Here is an 18,065-nt window from a genome sequence, read left to right as displayed (position 1 = left end):
GGGCGGGCCGGGGGCCGGGCGGGGCGCCGGACGCCCGAAACCTCAGGGGCGTACGAGGAGTTGGAAGTCGAACGAGTAGCGCGAGGCGCGATAGGTGTGCGTGCCGAACTCCACAGCGCGGCCGGTGTCGTCGAAGGTCGTGCGCTGCATGGTCAGCAGCGGGGCGCCCTCGGGCTCCCCCAGCCGCTCCCCCTCGACCGGGGTGGCGGCGCGGGCCCCGACCGTCTGCCGGGCGCTGTGCAGGGTGATGCCCGCGGCCCGCATCAGCCGGTACAGGCCGGTCGCCTCCAGCTGCCCGGTGTCCAGGTCCAGCAGACCGGCGGGCAGGAAGTTGCACAGATACGCCATCGGCTCACCGTGGGCGAGGCGCAGCCGCTCGATGCGGTGCACCTCCGCGCCCTCGGGCACCCCGAGCGCGGCGGCGGCCTCGGCCGGGGCGGGCGCCGCGGTGTTGACCAGGACCCGGGTGGCGGGGCGCTGCCCGGCCGCCTCCAGGTCGTCGTAGAGGCTGCTGAGTTCCAGGGGGCGCCTGACCTGGCTGTGCACGACCTGGGTGCCGACACCGCGGCGGCGCACCAGCAGGCCCTTGTCGACGAGCGACTGGATGGCCTGGCGGACGGTGGGGCGGGACAGGCCGAGGCGCCCGGCCAGGTCGATCTCGTTGCCGAGCAGGCTGCCCGGGGTCAGCTCCCCCTGCTCGATCGCGGCCTCCAGCTGCTGGGACAGCTGGAAGTACAGCGGTACCGGACTGTTCCGGTCGACGCCGAGCTGGAGTGAGACGGTCGGATCCACATCTGGTTTCGGCACGGGGCGAGCGTAGCTCCGGTACCTGTTGACGGGAAGTTGTGTAGTCCGGTTGTCCGGACAAACCATTGACAGGACCCGGGGTGCGCCCCCAGGTTGTTCCCATGCGCATCGGACTCATCGGAGCAGGCCGGATCGGCACCTTCCACGCGGCCACGCTCAGCCGTCACCCCGAGGTCGGCTCGCTCATCGTCACCGACGCCGACCCGGCCCGGGCCCGGGAAGTGGCGGACCGGCTGGATGCCACGGCCGCGCCCGGCGTGGACGATCTCTTCACCTGGGGCGTGGACGCCGTGGTCGTCACGGCGGCGACCGCGGCCCACGCCGAGCTGATCGGCCGGGCGGCGCGCGCGGGGCTCCCGGTGTTCTGCGAGAAACCGATCGCGGTGGACCTGCCGGGCACGCTTGGCGCGCTCGCGGAGGTCGAGGCCGCGGGGACCGTGCTCCAGATGGGTTTCCAGCGCCGCTTCGACCGGGGCTACGCCGCCGCCCGGGAGGCCGTACGGTCCGGCCGCCTCGGCCGGCTGCACACGGTCCGGGCGACCACGGCCGACCCGGCACCGCCGCCCGCCGCCTATCTGCCCCTGTCCGGCGGGATCTACCGCGACTGCCTGGTCCATGACTTCGACATCCTGCGCTGGGTCACCGGCCGCGAGGTCACCGAGGTCTACGCGACCGGGTCGGACACGGGCGGGGCGATGTACCGCGAGGCGAACGACGTGGACACCGCGGCGGTGGTGCTCACCCTGGAGGACGGCACACTGGCCACGGCGACCGCGACCCGCACCAACGGCGCGGGCTACGACGTCCGGATGGAGCTGGCCGGGGAGCTCGGCACGGTCGCGGTGGGCCTGGACGGGCGTACGCCGCTCACCTCGACGGAACCGTCGGGGCCGCCGCCCGCGGACAAGCCGTGGACCGGCTTCCTGGAGCGGTTCGCCCCCGCCTACGAGGCCGAGATCGCCGCCTTCGTGGAAGTGGTACGGGGCGAACGCGCCAACCCCTGCGACGGCCATGAGGCACTCCAGGCCCTGCGGATCGCGGAGGCCTGCGAGCTGTCCCGCCGGGAGCGCGGCCCGGTCGGCCTCGGCCGGATCGCACCTGTCCGCTGAGACCGCGGGGTCTGCGGAGGGGCCGGGGGGGGTGCGCGATGGGCGCGACGGGGCTTGACGGGGCTGATGGGCGCGACGGGGCTGATGTGGCCCGGTAGTCGACGGGCTCCGAGCGCTCCGTGTGCCCCAATCGGCGCCCTGCGCGAAGTACTCCCGGCGTTCAGCTCTCCGAACAGTGCAGCCGGTGCGCCAGTTCGGCGAGCGGGGCGCGGACCTGGTCACGGAGCAGGCCGATGACGCGTGCGGCGGCGTCGGGGGCCACGGGCGGCGCCCCGGACCGCGCGGTGCCGTCCGCGACGGCCAGGGCGCTCTGCTGCTCGGGGGTCAGGCGTCCCGGCTTCCCCACGAGTTTCTGCTCGCCGCCGCCGAAGTACGTCCTCAGCACACACTCCGCCGTGGCGTTCACGACTCCGGGGACACGCGGGAGCAGCGGAACAGCGGAACAGCGGATCCTTGCAGAGCTGCATGGTCTTCCTTCACCGTTTCGGCCCCGAAGCATGCGGATTTCCCACAGTGACAGGCCGTTCCCCCGAGGTTCCGCCGCCCCTCCCGCACGTTCCGCACAGCGCCGTCCGGGGACCGACAGGAAGGCCTTGTGAATCGCCCGGATGTACTGCCGAATCCGAGGGCTTACGGGTTCACTACTCCCGGCACGCAGTTGTCTCTCCCCACTCTCCCTCCCCTCCCCCCCCATGTCCCCCAGAGGCCATTTCCCGCAATTCGATTCGATTCGTTGGAGTCATCGAAATGTCCGTCACACCCCCACGCGTACGGCGCACCTGTCTGTCCGCCACGGCCGTCACCGCCGTGGCACTCGCACCGGTGCTGTTCTCCGGTGCCGCACAGGCCGCTCCGGCCTCGGTGACCCCGCCTCCGCTGCACAGCGGATTCGACTACCAGATCGGCGGGGCCTACACCCCGCCGTCCGGAGTGCGGGTGGTGAGCCGGGACCACGCCGAGAGCCCTGCTTCCGGCCTGTACAGCATCTGCTACCTCAACGCCTTCCAGACCCAGCCCGGGGAACTGGGCGACTGGTCGTCCGGCCTGATCCTCAAGGACTCCCGCGGAAACAAGGTCGAGGACCCCGAGTGGAAGGGCGAGTACGTACTCGACATCTCCGACCCGGCCAAGCGGACGCAGATCGCCCAGAAGGTCGGCTCCTGGATCGACCAGTGCGCCGCGAAGGGCTTCAAGGCCGTCGAGCCGGACAACTACGACACCTTCACCCGGTTCAAGGGGCTGACCGCGGACAACGCAAAGGCGATGATGTCCCTGCTGGTCCAGCACGCCCACGCCGACGGTCTGGCGATCGCCCAGAAGAACACCATCGAACTCGCCGACGACGCCTCGGCGCTCGGAATCGACTTCGCCGTGGTGGAGGAATGCGGGGGAACCTCCGAGTGCGGCGACTACGAGGACGCGTTCGGGGACCGTGTCTTCGACATCGAATACACCGACTCCGGCCTGAGCGAGGCGTGCGGCGGCTGGTCCGACCACTTCAGCATCGTCCGGCGCGACGAGGACGTCAGCACCCCCGGCTCGGGCGGCTATGTCCGCGAGACCTGCGACGGCTGACGTCTCCGGGGCGTTGCTGCCGCCGTCCCGCCCCGGGGCGGCGGCCCCTCCCGCCCGACCCGTCTCTTCGACCGCATCACCCGCACCCTTCTTCTCTCTTCTCCCCGGACAGCGCAGAGCAGGAGCATTCGATGATTTCGCGACGTACGTTCATAGCCGCCGGTTCCGCATCGGTCCTCGGTGCCACGGCGCTCAACGCCGTACTCACCGGCCCGGCGTTCGCCACGTCCACCTCGGTGACCCTCACCCTCAAGAACACCTCGGGGCTGCCCGCCTACGCCTACATCTACGGCCACAACGCCGGTTCCTGGATGTTCGTCGGTGAGGGCGGCAACCTCAGGCCGCTGACCAGCGCCACCGACTACGCGATCGAGATCCCCGCGGGCCAGGCCAAGAACATTCCGCTCGGCCAGTATCTGACGGACGGCCGGATCTACTTCTCCCTGGGCTCCCGGCTCGTGAACGACTGGGACAGCAACGGCGCCATCAGACAGCCCGGATACACCGCGGACGACCAGGACTGGCTGAAGGCCTACACCTTCTTCGAGTTCAACTTCGACACCGGCGGTCTGCACGCCAACATCAGCTATGTGGACATGGTCTCCCTGCCCGTCAGGGTGGACATGACCAACACCAGCAGCCAGACCCAGTCCGTGCAGCCCCTGCCGAATGGGGCCCCCGCCCGGATCGCGGCCGACCTCCTCACCCAGCACGGTGCCGACGGACTGCCCTGGGACCAGCTCGTCATCAAGGACGGCGGCGGCAAGCTGGTCCGCGTCATGTCACCCGAGAAGTGGAAGAAGGACCTCTTCGGCGACTACTACCGCAGCTATGTCGACGCCGTCTGGTCCCACTACCGGACCAACACCCTCACCGTGACGACCAACAGCGGCAGCTACACCGGGCAGGTCACCGGCGACGTCCTCACCTTCGCCGGGCTCAACGGCAGCCCCTTCACCAAGCCCGCCACCGCCGACATCCTCAGCTGCAACAGCGGCCCCTTCGCCAACTCCAACGACGAGCGCGGAGCCGTGTCCGCCCGGCTGGGCGCCGCTTTCAACCGCGGCACGCTGCTGCTCGGCGACAACCAGCCCAATGGCGTGCCCACGTCCCAGTACTACTCCAGCGGCACCGTCAACCAGTACGCCCGGCTCGTGCACACGTACGCCACCATCGGCTACGCCTTCCCCTTCGACGACGTCCACCCCGCCGGCTCCCCCTCCATCGAGGGCTATATCTCCGACCCCGACCCGGCGACCTGCACCATCACCCTGGGCGACCCGGGCAACGGCTGACCGAGCCGTCACCGTGACGCGCGGAGGCGGCCCGGTGGCGGGCGCCGGGAGTCGGGGACCTACCGCCCGAACTGCTCCGCCATGAGCGGCAGCCTCTCGGCGGCCACGGCGCGGGCAGCCATCCGCGGGGTGGTGCCGTCGGACTGGGCGCGGTCCAGTGTCTCGGTGACCAACCTCCGGGTCGCCTGCCGCACCTTGGCGAAGGCTTCGTCGGCATGTGCCCGGATATCGCCGAACAGCGTCCACCACCACCAGGCGTTCGTGCCGGAGCCGACGACGACATCGGGCAGTACCGTGACCCCGCGCCCGGCCAACAGGGCGTCGGCCACAGGCAGTACGGGCAGATTGGCCGCCTCGGCGATGTAACGAGCGGTGATCCGGGCCTGGTTGGAGACATCGATGCAGTACGACACCGCCGCGGGCACCAGGACATCGGCCCCCCTCTCCAGCCAGGCGTCCCCGCTCAGTTCGACGTCCCCGGGGCGCAGCGCCGCCCGGTCCACGGTGCCGTGCGCGTCCCGGGCGGCGAGCAGGGCCTCGACATCGAGACCGGCGGGATTGGCGATGGTGCCCGCGACATCGGCCACGGCGACGATCCTCAGTCCGGCACGGGCGAGGAACCGTGCCGTGGCACCGCCCATGGTGCCGAGCCCCTGCACGGCGGCGCGGGCCTCGCGGTACGGGGTGCCCTCCCGGTCGAGCACCGTCAGCACGGACTCCGCGACCCCGCAGCCGCCGACCAGTTCGTCCAGCCCGAAGCCCTCCACCTCGATCGCGAGGGCGTCCGCCAGCCGGGCGCGGGCCGCCCGCTCGTCGTCCAGCAGCGGGTAGACCGCCTGGATCGTGCTGGTCAGGCCCGCCTCGGCGGCCGCCTGCGCCACCCGGTCCTGGGTCAGCCCCAGGTCCTCGCCGGTGGTCCAGCACCGCTCGACGTACGGCCGCATGGCCCGGAGATAGCGGACGAGGACCCCGTAGGCGTCCGGGTGCCGTGGATCGATGTCGATGCCGCCCTTCGCCCCGCCCAGCGGGATGTACCGGCCCTCCGGGTCGTAGTGCAGGGCCTCCTTGAGGGTCATCGCCTGTGCCAGTCCGGCGACTTCCGCGAGGGTGCAGCCCTCACGCATGCGCAGACCGCCGCTGCTGACCCCGCGCACCAGCCGGTCGATCACCAGATAGCCACGTCTGCCGGTGATCCGATCGGTCCAGGAAATGCTGAGTAGCGGCGTCGTCACTGCGGAACCTCCTCGGGGACAACCATGACGGTCGGGCCGGGAGCCCGGGACGCCGCTCCACCCAGGGACTTGACGTACCCCGCCGTGGCAGAACGCCACGGAGAAGGAACACGAACACCGCATCCTCCTCGGGGGCGGGCGGCCCCGGGAAGGTTCAACAGCGGCTGGTCAACGGCGTACAGGGAGTGGGGATCCGTCGCGCCTGCGGCGCTGCGGCAGCCGGGGCACCGGTGCTTGCGCCGACTGCCCGGCGCCTCCCGGCCGTTGCCCGCGCTCATGAGGTCCGCCCCAACCGTTCAGCAGGACTGCACACTGTGGGACCGCTCCCACCATGCTGCCGCCCGAAGCCGCCTTCGGGTACCCCCGGGAGGCACCTGCACCCTCGCACTTCCACAACTGAGCCTCGGTGGGCGCCTGTTGAGCGCCTTGACTAGTTTCACTGGAGACCATCATTATTTGCTGAAGTGATGAACCTGCCGACGTCGGCAGCAATCGGCGCGCGAAGAAGTGCTGCGCCCGGGAGGGCGACGTGAGCGACATGAGTGACGTCATGGAATCGGGTCAGATAGACATACGTCAGGTCAGATCGTTCCTCGTGGTGGCGCAGGAGTTGAACTTCACGCGCGCGGCGGCCCGGCTGTTCCTCACCCAGCAGGCCGTCTCGTCGCAGGTGCGCGCGCTGGAGCGGGCCCTCGGGGTGCAGCTGTTCGAGCGCACCACCCGGCAGGTCCGTCTGACGCCCGCGGGCCGGGTCATGCGCAATCAGGTCGAGCCGGCGCTCCAGATCCTCAACCGGGCGCTCCACTTGGTGCAGCAGGCCGGGGACGGCAGCAGCAGGCCGCTCCATGTCGGACACACCCCGAACCTGACTCCCCATCTGCTGGCCCGGACCGCCTCCGTCCTGGAGAAGGTGGACTCGACCCTGCGGCTGCACACCGCCGAGCACTCCGAGGATTCACTGCGTACGGCGATCCTCCAGGGCCAGGTGGACATCGGCGTGGGCCTGGAGGTGGACTGGGTGGCACTGGGGCTCGGCGGACGGCCGCTCAGCGGGGAACCCTGGTGCGCCGTCGTCGGACGGCACCACCCGCTCGCCGGGCGCCCCTGGGTGAATCTCGACGATCTGGCAGCCTACGACTGGCTGTGCTGGCCGCGTTCCGTGTGCCCGGGGCACTGGAATGCCGTGCACGCGCTGGCAGGCTCACTTGCATCGGCTCCCCGACTGCGGGAGATGCGGCGGAATGTCGGGCATGGGGAAATGCAGGGAGAGCAGGGCGTCATGCTTCAGCCCGTCTCCTATGCCGCATATCTGCCCGGGGAGTCGGTGGCCCTGCGCCTGTGCGCCTCCCCCGCCACGGCCTATTCGGTGGTGTGGAATCCGCGGTCCGGGCCCACGCGTCTGGAGGTCGTCCTCGGCGCACTGAACGAGGCCGCCCACCAGTTGAGGCCGAGGCGGCCCGAACGCCCGTATCTCCCACTGCCGTTGTCCCGGCGCGACAACGCGGGAGCCGCGGGCTGAGAAGCCCTCCCCCATGCCCGGTGCACGCACCCCTGGTGCGCATCGCGGTGGGGGGAATGAGCACGCTGCGCACCAGGGGCCACTAGATGATGAACAGGAGGTGCACAGTCAACCTATTCCGGATCCCGGCTCGTATACAGCGGCGCACCTCCGGCATGGCGCCGCTCCGCATTGAACTGGCGTCGCCCGTATCGCCGGACGTCACCGTTTATCCGTGAGCGCCTTACACGGCGGTAACGCACATCAGGGAAAGAGCGGACGGCGTATCGAATTCGTCACACCGCATTTTTCCCTTCGGTCCCGTGAGAGCTGCGGTCGGCCCTTGCGCCCCGGTTCGGTGAGGGCTGCGGTCGGGCCGTGTGCACCGGTTCGGTGAGACAATGGCGCGGCCGGTGACGACGTAGAAGGAGACGCGGTGGCGGAAGGCCTGAGCGGGGGCGATCTGTCCCGACTCCGCCGGCTCAACGCACGCACGGTGGTCGAGACCCTGAAGGGCGGGCCGCCCCTCACCCTGACCCAGATATCGGTGCGGACAGGGCTTTCCCGGGCGTCCACCGATGACGTGGTCCGTGAACTGCTGGAGCAGGGCTGGGTCACCGAGGAGGAGCCCACAGCCGGACAAGTGGGCCGCCCCGCGCGCCGGTTCCGGTTCCACGCCGAGGCGGGGTGGGTCCTTGGCGTCGACATCTGCGCCCACCGGACGCTGGCGGTCGTCGCCGACCTGGACGGCGGCGTCCGCCACGCCGCCATGACGGCGGTCGATCCGGACGCGGACCGCACGGCCCGGCTCGCCGCCGTCGACGAGGCGGTGGAGACGTGCGTGGCCGGTGCCGGGGTGCGGGGCGCCGACATCTGGGCGTCGGGGGTCGCGACCGTGGGACTGGTCGACAGGGACGGGCGGGTGGCCTCGGAAGCGCTGCCCGACTGGAAGGGCGTCGACCTCGCGGCCCATGTAGGGCGTCATATCGCGTCGCGTCCGGTCCTGGTGGAGAGCGACAGCAAACTCGCCGCACTCGCGGAGCACTGGCAGGGCGCCGGGCGCTACGCCGACGACATGGTCTACCTCTTCGTCGGCTCCCGCGTCGGCGCCGGGCTGGTCGTCAACGGCAGACTGCATCGCGGCTACGGCAACGCCGCCGGGGAGGTGGGCACCTTGCCAGCCTGCGGTACGAACCTGTCTGCGGCCGGGCCGAGTTGGCCGGGGCGGCGGGGCAGCGGCGCCGGGGACTGGCTGGACCTGCTCGGAGCCGCACGGAAGGGCGACCGGGCGGCACTCTCGGCGGTGGGCGTCTACGCGCAGCAGCTCGCGTGTGGGGCCGCGGCCCTGATTCTCACCCTGGATCCGCACCTGGTGGTGCTGGGCGGCCCGTACTCCGCCGACGCGGACCTGCTCCTCACGCCCTTCCGGCAGGAACTGGAACGCTGGTGCATCCGGACTCCCGAAGTCCGGCTCTCCCCACTCGGCGATGACGCGGTGGCCCTGGGCGCGGTGCGCTTCGCCCTGGACAACATCGAGGAACATCGCATGGACACACCGGCTCGCCCCACGATGCCCTCGGCATAGCGGCCTGTCCCGAAGAACGCTCGCACCCGGTCGGTCCACGCCTCCGGCGATCGCCGTCGGAGCTTTCGGGTGGCGGGGCGGGTGCGCGGCGCCCCCGCGGAGGTGCCCTCAGGCCCCGTTGCGTACGGCGGAGAGCAGGCGTTCGCAGCGGGCCGCCATGTCCGGTGCGGACAGTTCGGGGTGGGAGATCCACCAGCCGACCAGTGCGCTGACGGTGCCCGTCCACATGTGTTTGAGGGCGTCCGCGTCGAGGGTGTCGGTGTTTCCGCGGTCGCGCAGCAGGGCGGCCGTGCCGGAGGCGGCCAGTTCGTCGACGGCCTCGCGGTGGGGCCGGGCCGCGCGCCACGGTCCGGAGCCGTGCGGCAGCGTCCGGTCGTAGAGCACGAACCAGGCGTGCCGACGGCCCTCCAGTGTCTCGAAGACTGCGGTGAGCACCGCTTGGGGAAGGCGGTCCTCCGAGGGGCCCGCCGCCGCCATGGCTTCGCGCATCGCCGTGAGCAGGAGGGGGCCGATGTGGCCGACGCAGGCCGCGTAGAGGCCGTCCTTGGAGCCGAAGTAGGTGTAGAGCATCGGCTTGGTGACGCCGACCCGGCGGGCGATCTCGGCCATCGAGGCCGCGGCGTGGCCGTGCCGCCCGAACTCCTCCAGGGCCGCGCCGAGGATCTGCTCCTCGCGCAGGGCACGCGGGACGCCCTTGGTCCCCGCGCCGCGGCCCTGCCGGGTGGCGGCGACCGGATCGGGGGCGGCCGAGGGCCTTGCCGTCGTCATGCGGGGACTATACGTTACGGGAACTTACCCAGCGGTAAATTACCGAGGAGTCAGAGGAGTCAGTTCTCATGGCCGACGGATCCACCCCGCGCGCGTCCGCACCCGACTCCCTCCGGGCCCGGTCCTGGTGGGGCTGGGGCACGGTGGACCGCGCACTGCCCGACGCCGAGTGCGTGGCCCTGGGGGCGCTGGTACCGGGCGCGGCACAGACTCCACTGCCCGTGCCCGGCATCGGCGCCCTCACCCTGCCGAAGGTCCGTGTCGAACCGCCCCGCGCACTCGCCCCGGTGATGTCCTCCGCACCCCGGGAACGGGCCTCGCACACCTATGGCAAGGCATACCGCGATGTGGTCCGTGCCCTGAACGGGGACCTGACGGCGGCTCCCGACCAGGTGGCCCGGCCCCGGAGCGAGCAGGAGGTGACCGAGGTCCTCGACTGGGCGGCGGACGTCCAGGTCGCCGTCGTGCCCTACGGGGCGGGCAGTTCGGTGGTCGGGGGCACCGAGTACCGCGCGAACCGGCACCGGGGCGTGGTGTCCCTGGATCTGTCCGCCCTCGATCAGGTGCTGGAGATCGACCGGGTCAGCCGGGCCGCCCGGATCCAGGCCGGTGTCCTCGGCCCCGCGCTGGAGGACCGGCTGCGGCCGCACGGGCTCACCCTGCGCCACTTCCCGCAGAGCTTCGAGTTCTCCACCCTGGGCGGCTGGCTCGCCACCCGGGCGGGCGGTCACTACGCCACGCTCTACACCCATGTCGACGACCTGGTGGAGTCGCTGCGCGTGGTGACACCGGTCGGGGTGAGCGAGTCGCTGCGGCTGCCCGGCTCGGGCGCTGGCCCCTCCCCCGACCGGCTGTTCCTGGGCTCCGAGGGCACGCTCGGTGTCATCACCGAGGCCTGGATGCGGCTTCAGGACCGCCCGCGCCACAAGGCGTCGGCCACGGTGCTGTTCGACGACGTCCACACCGCCATGGACGCCGTGCGCGCGGTGGCGCAGTCGGGTCTGCACCCCGCCAACTGCCGGCTGCTCGACCCCGGCGAAGCCTCTCTGGCAGGAGTCGCGCGGGAGGGGCGGAGCGCGCTCGTCCTCGGTGTGGAGTCCGCCCATGTCCCGGTCGACGGACGGCTGGCGGAACTCGTCGCCCTGGCCCGCGACCACGGCGGCTCGCCCGAACCGGCCGCGCGGGGCTCCGCCGACTCGGCCGCGGAGACCTGGCGTTCGGCGTTTCTGCGGATGCCCTATCTCCGCGATGCGCTCGCCCGGATGAGTGTGATCAGCGAGACCTTCGAAACGGCCTGCACCTGGGACCGGGCGCCCGAGCTGTACGAGTCGGTGCGCGCCCGGTTGTCCGCTGTCGTACGGGAGGTGACGGGCGCCGAGGCTATGGTCAACTGCCGCTTCACCCATGTCTATCCGGACGGGCCCGCGCCGTACTTCACCGTTGTCGCACCCGCGCGGCGCGGCGCGGAGGTCGCCATGTGGGACCGGATCAAGTCGGCCGCGATGGAGGTCCTGCACGACCTGGGCGCGACCGTCACCCATCATCACGCGGTCGGCCGCGACCACCGGCCGGGCTACGACCGCCAGCGCCCGGAGCCGTTCGCCCTCGCCCTGCGTGCCGCGAAGGGGGCGCTCGACCCGGCGGGGATCCTGAACCCGGGTGTGCTGCTCGACCCGCAGCCACCGGCGGGAGCGGCCGCCCGCTGAGAAGCGGGGGCGGACGAGAACGCCTGCCCCCGCCCCCTCAGCCCGCGTTGGTCGAGAAGAGTCCGCCCGTCGGTCCCTGCTTGTCGCCGCCCTGGGCCTTCTTGAGGGCGTTGGCGAGGCTTTCGATGGTGAGGGACTGGAGGATGACCCGGCCGTTGCCCTCCAGGGTGGCCAGGGACAGGCCCTCACCGCCGAAGACCATGTTCATGATCCCCTGGCGGTTGAGGCCGCCGACGCGCTGGACTCCGTACTGGATGCCCTCCTCGAAGGCCACGACGCATCCGGTGTCGACCTCGATGCGGCCGCCGAAGTCCGCGGGGTTGAGGTCGATGAAGTTGCCCGCGCCCGCGATGATCACCGTCCCGTGTCCGGTGAACTTCTCCAGGATGAAGCCCTCGCCGCCGCTCATCCCGGTGCGCCCGCCCTGGAAGGCGATACCGAAGTCGACCGTCGACTCGGCGGCCACGAAGGCGTCCTTCTCCGCGAACCAGGCCCGGGTGCCGTCCAGCTCCAGCGCGCGCATCTCGCCGGGCAGCACGCCCGCGAAGCCGACGGTGCCCTCGCCGCCCTGTGCGGTGAAGTACTGGAAGGCCAGTGACTCGCCCGCCAGGGCACGCTGGCCGACCTGCATGGCGGTGCCCATGGCCTGGCGCAGGAGACCGCCCATGCCGCTGCCGCCGCCCTGGCCCTGGCCCCCGTTGCTGCCGGACGGGCCGGACAGACGGGTCTCCATGGTGACGTTGGTGGTCTTGAACAGGAACTTTCCCGCCTCGCAGTAGACGGTCTGTCCCGGGTACAGGTTGACGACCGCCATCTGCATGGCGTTGCCGACGATGTCTTGCTGAAGAGTCACGCCGGGAGAACGCCGCGAGGGAGCCGGATGGTTCCGGAAACGGCCGGATCGACGGGCGCAGAGGCCGAATCGTGACCGGGCGCCGCCGGGACCGTACGGCAGGGCTCCCGAGAGCCGTGCCCGGGGCCGTACGGCAGACCCCCGGGAGCCGTGCCGCACGTCCCCGCGGGCAGGCCGCTCAGCCGCCCAGCTCCCGGTGGCGAGCCTTCAGGGTCTCGGCGCCCGCCTCTGTCAGGGTGCCGTGGAGGCGGAGGCGGGAGATGCCGCCGTCCGGGTGGATGTCCAGGCGGGCGCGGGTGCCCACGGCCGGGGCCGGGAGGACGAAGCGGTGGTTGGTGTCGGGCTGGAGGCGGGTGGGGGGCAGGATCTCCCGCCATTGTGTGCCGTCCGTGTCACCGCTGCCGGTGCCTGCCTCGTCGTCGGAGGCGACGGAGACCGAGGCCCAGCCCGCCGCGTTCCCCTTCAGATACGCGGTGTCGATCTCGACGGCCCGGATCCGTGCCTCGGCCGCCAGCCGGTAGCGGATCCAGTCGTGGCCCCGGTCGCGGCGGCGGCGTGTCTCCCAGCCGTCGTCCATCTTCTGGGAACGGCCCGGCTGGATGGTGTGGACGGCGGGCGAGTAGAAGAGGTCGGAGGCGTCCTCGACCCGGCCGCCGTTCTCCAGGGCAACGACGTCGAAGGTGCCCAGCGCCTGGAGCCAGCCCGGGTCGGGCACCACATCGCCGTAGACCCGCAGGCGCGCGATGCCCCCGTCGGGGTGCTGGTTGAGACGCAGATGGGTGACCAGCTGGTCGGCGGCCACAGTGAAGCCGTTGGCCGCGTGGCCGCCCACCGGCGTCCGCGGGACGAGCGTCGTCCACTTCACGTCGTCGGCGAGCAGGTCCTCCGGGGAGGGAAAGCCGGGCACCGACGCGCCCTCCACCGACACCGCCTGGGGGTAATTGCCGCGGAAGTGCGCGGTGTCCACGACGATGCCGCGTACGACACCGGGCGCGCCCAGCCGGATCAGCGCCCAGTCGTGGTCCTGGGCGGCGGGCCACGGCTGCCCGGCCGAGACACCGCGGCGGCGCCGGGTCTCCCAGCCGTCCATGATCTTGCCCTTGTGCCCGAAGCGCTCGGGGTCGAACTCGGCGCGCCCGGGGACCAGCAGATTCTCCCGCGGGGCGAAGAACTCGTCGTTGGCGGCGACGACGGCCGCGCCGAAGCGCCGGTCGGCGAGGTCGGTGTGGCGGGTGAAGGGGAAGTCGGCGGTGCGGTAGTCCGCGTACGGGTCGCCTCCTCCGTAGGGGTGCGCGTCGCCGGTGAAACGGGCCGGGCCGGTGTGCTGCTGCGCCGTCACGGTGATCAGGTCGTCCTTTCGGGAGTCGGCGGGGCGGGTCGGTTCAGTGGTCCCGGGTGAGCAGCCTGCCCTTCGGCTCGGTGAACTCGCCGTCGGCCACGATGCGTTCCCCGCGCAGCCAGGTCGACCTGACCACGCCGTACAGGGTCCGGCCCGCGTAGGCGGTGACGCGGTTGCGGTGCTGGAGCGCGGCCGGGTCCACGGTGAAGGTCTCGTCGGGGGCGAGGACCGCGAAGTCCGCGTCATGGCCCGGCGCGATGGCGCCCTTGCGGGAGTCCAGGCCCACCAGCCGGGCGGTGCGCGCGGACATCCAGCGGACCACGTCCTCCAGGGTGTGCCCGCGGCGGCGCGCCTCGGTCCACACCGCGGACAGGCTCAGCTGGAGCCCCGATATGCCGCCCCAGGCGGTGGCGAAGTCGCCCGTCTTGAGATCGGCGGTCGACGGTGAGTGGTCGGTGACGACGCAGTCGACGGTGCCGTCGGCCAGCGCGCGCCACAGCAGGTCCTGGTTGGCGGCCTCCCGGATGGGCGGACAGCACTTGAACTCGCTTGCCCCGTCGGGCACTTCCTCGGCGGTCAGGGTCAGATAGTGCGGGCAGGTCTCCACCGTGATCCGTACGCCGTCGGCCCGCGCGGCGGCGATCTGGGGCAGCGCATCGCTGGAGGACAGATGCAGCACATGGACACGTGCGTCGAACTGCCGGGCCCGGGAGATCAGTTGGGCGACGGCGCTGTCCTCGGCGCCCCGGGGCCGGGAGGCGAGGAAGTCGGCGTACTTCGGACCGCCCTGCTGCGGGGCCGCGGAGAGGTGGCGGGGGTCCTCGGCGTGGACGACGAGGAGGCCGCCGAATCCGGCGATCTCGGCCAGGGAGCGGGCTAGTTGCTCCTCGTCGAGGTGGGGGAACTCGTCCACGCCGGAGGGGGACAGAAAGGCCTTGAAGCCGAAGACGCCCGCATCGTGCAGCGGCCGCAGGTCCTTCACATTGCCGGGCAGCGCCCCGCCCCAGAATCCGACGTCCGTATGGGTGCGTCCGGCCGCGGCCTGCTGCTTCGTCCTGAGGTGGTCGACGGTGGTGGTGGGCGGCAGGGAATTGAGGGGCATGTCGACGAGGGTGGTGATGCCACCCGCCGCGGCCGCCCGGGTGGCGGTCCAGAAGCCCTCCCACTCGCTGCGGCCCGGGTCGTTGATGTGCACATGGGTGTCGACCAGGCCGGGCAGCAGCACGTCGTCGCCGAGGTCCTCCAGCCGCACACCAGCCGGCACGGCGGCGTCGTAGGGTCCTACGGCTGTGATCGTGCCCCCGGCGACCGCGACGGACGCGGCGCGTGTGCCCTCGGGAGTGATGACCTGTCTCGACCGCAGCACCAGCTCGGCGTCGGACACCCGGACCCCTCTCTGCGCCGTCCGCTCCGCATGGCCCGCGGATCCGCGCACCACACGGACCGAAATTTCAACGTTCTGTTGAAGAAGTCTTCCCCGCCACCCCCGCCCCGTCAAGGGCGGAACGTTTTCGCGGGCACACCGGCCCCACTCCTGGACGTTTCCATAGGGCGGAATTAGAATTCCGATCAGCAGAACGTAGCCATGCACCAGCAGGGAGTCAACCGGCTGACGGGTAGGCTGCTGCCCTTCCGCCAGCCCCGAAAGGAACGCGCCGTGCCGACGTCGACGTCCAGTTCCAGCGACGCCCCCGCCAAGTCCGCCACCGGCGGGGTGCAGTCCCTCGAGCGTGCCTTCGACCTGCTGGAGCGGATGGCGGAGGCGGGCGGCGAGGTCGGCCTCAGCGAGCTGTCCGCGAGCAGCGGGCTGCCGCTGCCGACGATCCACCGTCTGATGCGCACCCTGGTGGCCTGCGGCTGCGTACGCCAGCAGCCCAACCGCCGCTATGCGCTCGGCCCCCGGCTGATCCGGCTCGGGGAGTCCGCGTCCCGGCTGCTCGGCACCTGGGCGCGCCCCCATCTCGCCCGGCTGGTGGAGGAGACCGGCGAGACCGCGAACATGGCGCTGCTCGACGGCGACGAGGTGGTCTACGTGGCGCAGGTGCCGTCCAAGCACTCGATGCGGATGTTCACCGAGGTGGGCCGCCGGGTGCTGCCACACTCCACGGGCGTGGGCAAGGCCCTGCTCGCGACCGCCTCGGACGACGAGGTGCGCGCCCTGCTCGGCCGCACCGGCATGCCCGCCGCGACCGACCGGACCCTCACCACCCCGGACGCCTTCCTCACCGCGCTCGCCGAGGTGCGCCGCCTCGGCTACGCGGTGGACGACAACGAGCAGGAGATCGGCGTCCGGTGCCTCGCGGTGTCCGTGCCCGGCTCCCCCACGGCCGCGGCGATCTCCATCTCCGGACCCGCGGGCCGGGTCACCGACGCGGCCACGGAGCGGATCGTGCCGGTGCTCCAGCAGGTCGCGGCGGAACTGTCCGAGGTCCTGGCCGGCACCGGCGCCTGACACGACGCCGGTTCAGCCGGCCCGGCCGGACAGCCGTCCGTCCCGCATCTCCCGTACCGCGTCCGCCCGGTGGAGGTGGGCGCGGTCGTGTGTCACCAGGACCGTCGCCGCACCGCGCTCACGGGTGAGCCCGAGCAGCAGATCGACCACGGCCGCTCCCCGCTCGTGGTCGAGGGCGCTGGTCGGCTCGTCCACCAGCAGCACCGAGGGTTCGTTCATCAGTGCGCGGGCGATGTTCACCCGCTGGCGCTGGCCGCCGGAGAGCTGGTGCGGCCTGCGGTGCGCCTGCCGCTCCAGGCCCACCGCGGCCAGCAGTTCCCGGGCGCGGTCCGCCGTCCCGCGCCGCCCGTCCAGGCGGCCCATCACCTGCACCTGCTCCAGCGCGGTCAACGACGGCAGCAGATGCGGCTGCTGGAAGACGATGCCGATCTCGCGCCGCCGCAGCGCCGCCCGCTCGGCACGGCCGAGCGGGCCCGTCTCCGTCCCCGCCACCACGACCCGGCCCCGGTCCGGACCGACCAGGGTGGCGGCGACCGCGAGCAGGCTGGACTTGCCGGAGCCGGACGGCCCGACGACGGCGGTCGTGGTGCCCGCGGGCACGGACAGGTCCACCCCGTCGAGCGCGACCAGCCGGGCGTCTCCGTCGGCGTAGCTGAGGGTGATGTCGTCGAGGACAAGGCTCATCGGGCGCTCCCGAGGGCGGTCAGGGGATCCACGGTGGTGATCCGGCGGACGGACAGGGCGGCGCCGAGCGCTCCGAGGGCGATCATCACCCCGGACGGTCCGAGCAGGGTCGGCACGTCGAGCACGAAGGGCACATCACCGCCGGAGAGCAGGGCGCCGGTCAGGGCGGCCAGCCCGGCGCCGAGCAGCGTCCCGCCGGTCAGCACGACCAGCGCCTGGCCGAGCGCGTCGCGCAGTAGGGCGGAGGTGGGGGCGCCCAGCGCCTTCAGTACGGCGACGTCCGGCGAGCGCTGGATGGTCCATACGGTGAAGAAGGCGCCGGTGACCAGGGCGGAGATGACGAACAGAAAGCCGCGCATCAGCTGGAGGGAACCGTTCTCCGCCTGGTAGGAGCCGATGGCGGTGAGCGCGTCCCGGGTGGCCAGGGTCCGGGTGCCCGCCGCCCGGTCGCCCGCCGCGAGGTCGGCGCCCCGGGTGCGCAGCGCGACGACGGTGGCCCGTGCTCCGCCCAGGTCGGCCCAGACGACGGGCGTATGGCTGTACGAGGCGCGGCCCGCGACCGCGGCGACCCGCTGCTCCGCGCCGCCGACGCGTACCCGGTCCCCGGTCCGTGCGCCCAGGTCGGCGGCGGCCTTCTCGCTGAGCACCACCCGTCCGGGGCCGACCCCGTCCGGTGCGATCCCCGCGCCGGGCGGGACCGCGAAGACCGTCACCGCCGCCGTACGGTCTCCGGCGCCCGCCTGAAGGGTGCGGATGCCGAGGGGCTGCGCCGAGACCACGCCGGGCCGTGCGGCCCAGGTGTGCCAGGTGGCGGGCGGCAGCGAGGAGTCGGTGAAGGACACCGGGCGGCCGCCGGGCGGTGCGGCGAAGGCGAGATGGTCGGCGGGCAGTCCGAGCACCGCCGAGGTGTTCTCCCGGGCGAGCCCGGCGGTCAGCCCGGACAGCAGTCCCACGAGCAGAGTGAGCAGTACGACCACGGCTCCCACCAGGGCGAACCGCCCCTTGGCGAACCGGAGGTCTCTCCATGCGACGAACATGGTCCCAGCCTCTGCCCGCACCGCCGCCGGGGGCATCGCACCGAGGCCTGCTCCTTCGGGGCCGTAGGGGGGAGGCGGTGTTCAACCTTTCGGTTGACGGGTCCGCGCGGGCGTCCGCATAGGCT

16 protein-coding genes are annotated in these 18,065 nt (G+C 72.1%); 7 read left to right on the top strand and 9 right to left on the bottom strand.

All coding sequences use genetic code 11. The annotated features are described in order from the left end of the window. Positions 1-42: 42 nt before the first annotated feature. Positions 43-792, bottom strand: coding sequence for a GntR family transcriptional regulator (locus ACIHAA_RS02345; protein ID WP_399813687.1), 750 nt, complete (start codon positions 790-792; stop codon positions 43-45). Positions 793-908: 116 nt separating this feature from the next. Here ACIHAA_RS02345 and ACIHAA_RS02340 point away from each other — a divergent pair, with 116 nt between their 5' ends. Further along, complete coding sequence (locus ACIHAA_RS02340) at positions 909-1,916, top strand: Gfo/Idh/MocA family oxidoreductase (protein ID WP_399811932.1); 1,008 nt, start codon at positions 909-911, stop codon at positions 1,914-1,916. 160 nt (positions 1,917-2,076) lie between these two features. Here the strand turns inward: ACIHAA_RS02340 and ACIHAA_RS02335 are convergent, their stop codons facing one another. Continuing rightward, positions 2,077-2,322 (bottom strand): hypothetical protein, encoded by a 246-nt coding sequence (locus ACIHAA_RS02335; protein WP_399811930.1) that lies wholly within the window; start codon positions 2,320-2,322, stop codon positions 2,077-2,079. Positions 2,323-2,663: 341 nt separating this feature from the next. Between ACIHAA_RS02335 and ACIHAA_RS02330 the strand changes: the two genes are divergently transcribed. After that, positions 2,664-3,491, top strand: a complete 828-nt coding sequence (locus ACIHAA_RS02330; protein WP_399811928.1) for an endo alpha-1,4 polygalactosaminidase — start codon at positions 2,664-2,666, stop codon at positions 3,489-3,491. Positions 3,492-3,622: 131 nt separating this feature from the next. Then, on the top strand, positions 3,623-4,786 hold the full coding sequence (locus tag ACIHAA_RS02325; RefSeq protein ID WP_399811925.1) for a beta-1,3-glucanase family protein: 1,164 nt from the start codon (positions 3,623-3,625) through the stop codon (positions 4,784-4,786). Positions 4,787-4,845: 59 nt separating this feature from the next. On the opposite strand, the gene ACIHAA_RS02320 is transcribed toward ACIHAA_RS02325, so the two are convergent. Further along, on the bottom strand, positions 4,846-6,018 hold the full coding sequence (locus tag ACIHAA_RS02320) for a Glu/Leu/Phe/Val dehydrogenase dimerization domain-containing protein (RefSeq protein WP_399811922.1): 1,173 nt from the start codon (positions 6,016-6,018) through the stop codon (positions 4,846-4,848). A 538-nt stretch (positions 6,019-6,556) separates the two neighbouring features. On the opposite strand from ACIHAA_RS02320, the gene ACIHAA_RS02315 reads away from it, so the two are divergent. Together ACIHAA_RS02315 and ACIHAA_RS02310 are read left to right on the top strand one after the other, a co-directional pair. After that, the gene (locus ACIHAA_RS02315) at positions 6,557-7,537 is read left to right on the top strand and encodes a LysR family transcriptional regulator (RefSeq protein WP_399813686.1); all 981 of its coding nucleotides are present in this window, start codon (positions 6,557-6,559) and stop codon (positions 7,535-7,537) included. 415 nt (positions 7,538-7,952) lie between these two features. Next, positions 7,953-9,101 (top strand): ROK family transcriptional regulator, encoded by a 1,149-nt coding sequence (locus ACIHAA_RS02310; protein WP_399811919.1) that lies wholly within the window; start codon positions 7,953-7,955, stop codon positions 9,099-9,101. A 108-nt stretch (positions 9,102-9,209) separates the two neighbouring features. On the opposite strand, the gene ACIHAA_RS02305 is transcribed toward ACIHAA_RS02310, so the two are convergent. Then, positions 9,210-9,869 (bottom strand): TetR/AcrR family transcriptional regulator, encoded by a 660-nt coding sequence (locus ACIHAA_RS02305; RefSeq protein WP_399811917.1) that lies wholly within the window; start codon positions 9,867-9,869, stop codon positions 9,210-9,212. A gap of 68 nt (positions 9,870-9,937) precedes the next feature. Here ACIHAA_RS02305 and ACIHAA_RS02300 point away from each other — a divergent pair, with 68 nt between their 5' ends. Beyond that, positions 9,938-11,575, top strand: a complete 1,638-nt coding sequence (locus tag ACIHAA_RS02300; RefSeq protein ID WP_399811915.1) for an FAD-binding oxidoreductase — start codon at positions 9,938-9,940, stop codon at positions 11,573-11,575. Between the two features lie 37 nt (positions 11,576-11,612). Here the strand turns inward: ACIHAA_RS02300 and ACIHAA_RS02295 are convergent, their stop codons facing one another. The 3 genes from ACIHAA_RS02295 to allB form a co-directional block, all read right to left on the bottom strand. After that, entirely contained in the window at positions 11,613-12,428 is an 816-nt protein-coding gene (locus ACIHAA_RS02295) for an AIM24 family protein (RefSeq protein WP_399811913.1), read from the bottom strand. A 178-nt stretch (positions 12,429-12,606) separates the two neighbouring features. Continuing rightward, the gene (gene alc, locus ACIHAA_RS02290) at positions 12,607-13,767 is read right to left on the bottom strand and encodes an allantoicase (protein WP_399811910.1); all 1,161 of its coding nucleotides are present in this window, start codon (positions 13,765-13,767) and stop codon (positions 12,607-12,609) included. A gap of 43 nt (positions 13,768-13,810) precedes the next feature. Next, positions 13,811-15,151, bottom strand: coding sequence for an allantoinase AllB (gene allB / locus ACIHAA_RS02285; RefSeq protein WP_399811908.1), 1,341 nt, complete (start codon positions 15,149-15,151; stop codon positions 13,811-13,813). A gap of 273 nt (positions 15,152-15,424) precedes the next feature. Here allB and ACIHAA_RS02280 point away from each other — a divergent pair, with 273 nt between their 5' ends. Continuing rightward, a complete protein-coding gene (locus tag ACIHAA_RS02280) occupies positions 15,425-16,219 on the top strand; it encodes an IclR family transcriptional regulator (RefSeq protein WP_399811906.1) in 795 nt (264 codons plus the stop codon). Between the two features lie 12 nt (positions 16,220-16,231). Here ACIHAA_RS02280 and ACIHAA_RS02275 read toward each other — a convergent pair whose 3' ends face one another. Together ACIHAA_RS02275 and ACIHAA_RS02270 are read right to left on the bottom strand one after the other, a co-directional pair. Further along, complete coding sequence (locus tag ACIHAA_RS02275; RefSeq protein ID WP_399811903.1) at positions 16,232-16,903, bottom strand: ABC transporter ATP-binding protein; 672 nt, start codon at positions 16,901-16,903, stop codon at positions 16,232-16,234. Then, complete coding sequence (locus tag ACIHAA_RS02270) at positions 16,900-17,940, bottom strand: ABC transporter permease (protein ID WP_399811900.1); 1,041 nt, start codon at positions 17,938-17,940, stop codon at positions 16,900-16,902. Before ACIHAA_RS02270 ends, ACIHAA_RS02275 begins: the two co-directional genes overlap by 4 nt. Between the last annotated feature and the right edge of the window lie 125 nt (positions 17,941-18,065).

This window comes from Streptomyces sp. NPDC052040 (genome assembly GCF_044548405.1).
GTDB lineage: Bacteria > Actinomycetota > Actinomycetes > Streptomycetales > Streptomycetaceae > Streptomyces.
The sequence above is the reverse complement of the archived record's forward strand: the minus strand, read 5'-3'. Positions and strand labels throughout refer to the sequence as shown.

Coding starts and splice junctions, on each gene's coding strand:
- ACIHAA_RS02315 (WP_399813686.1), top strand. CDS start 6,557: ATGAGTGACGTCATGGAATCGGGTCAGATAGACATACGTCAGGTCAGA.
- ACIHAA_RS02270 (WP_399811900.1), bottom strand. CDS start 17,940: ATGTTCGTCGCATGGAGAGACCTCCGGTTCGCCAAGGGGCGGTTCGCC.
- ACIHAA_RS02325 (WP_399811925.1), top strand. CDS start 3,623: ATGATTTCGCGACGTACGTTCATAGCCGCCGGTTCCGCATCGGTCCTC.
- ACIHAA_RS02330 (WP_399811928.1), top strand. CDS start 2,664: ATGTCCGTCACACCCCCACGCGTACGGCGCACCTGTCTGTCCGCCACG.
- ACIHAA_RS02340 (WP_399811932.1), top strand. CDS start 909: ATGCGCATCGGACTCATCGGAGCAGGCCGGATCGGCACCTTCCACGCG.
- ACIHAA_RS02275 (WP_399811903.1), bottom strand. CDS start 16,903: ATGAGCCTTGTCCTCGACGACATCACCCTCAGCTACGCCGACGGAGAC.
- ACIHAA_RS02300 (WP_399811915.1), top strand. CDS start 9,938: ATGGCCGACGGATCCACCCCGCGCGCGTCCGCACCCGACTCCCTCCGG.
- ACIHAA_RS02305 (WP_399811917.1), bottom strand. CDS start 9,869: ATGACGACGGCAAGGCCCTCGGCCGCCCCCGATCCGGTCGCCGCCACC.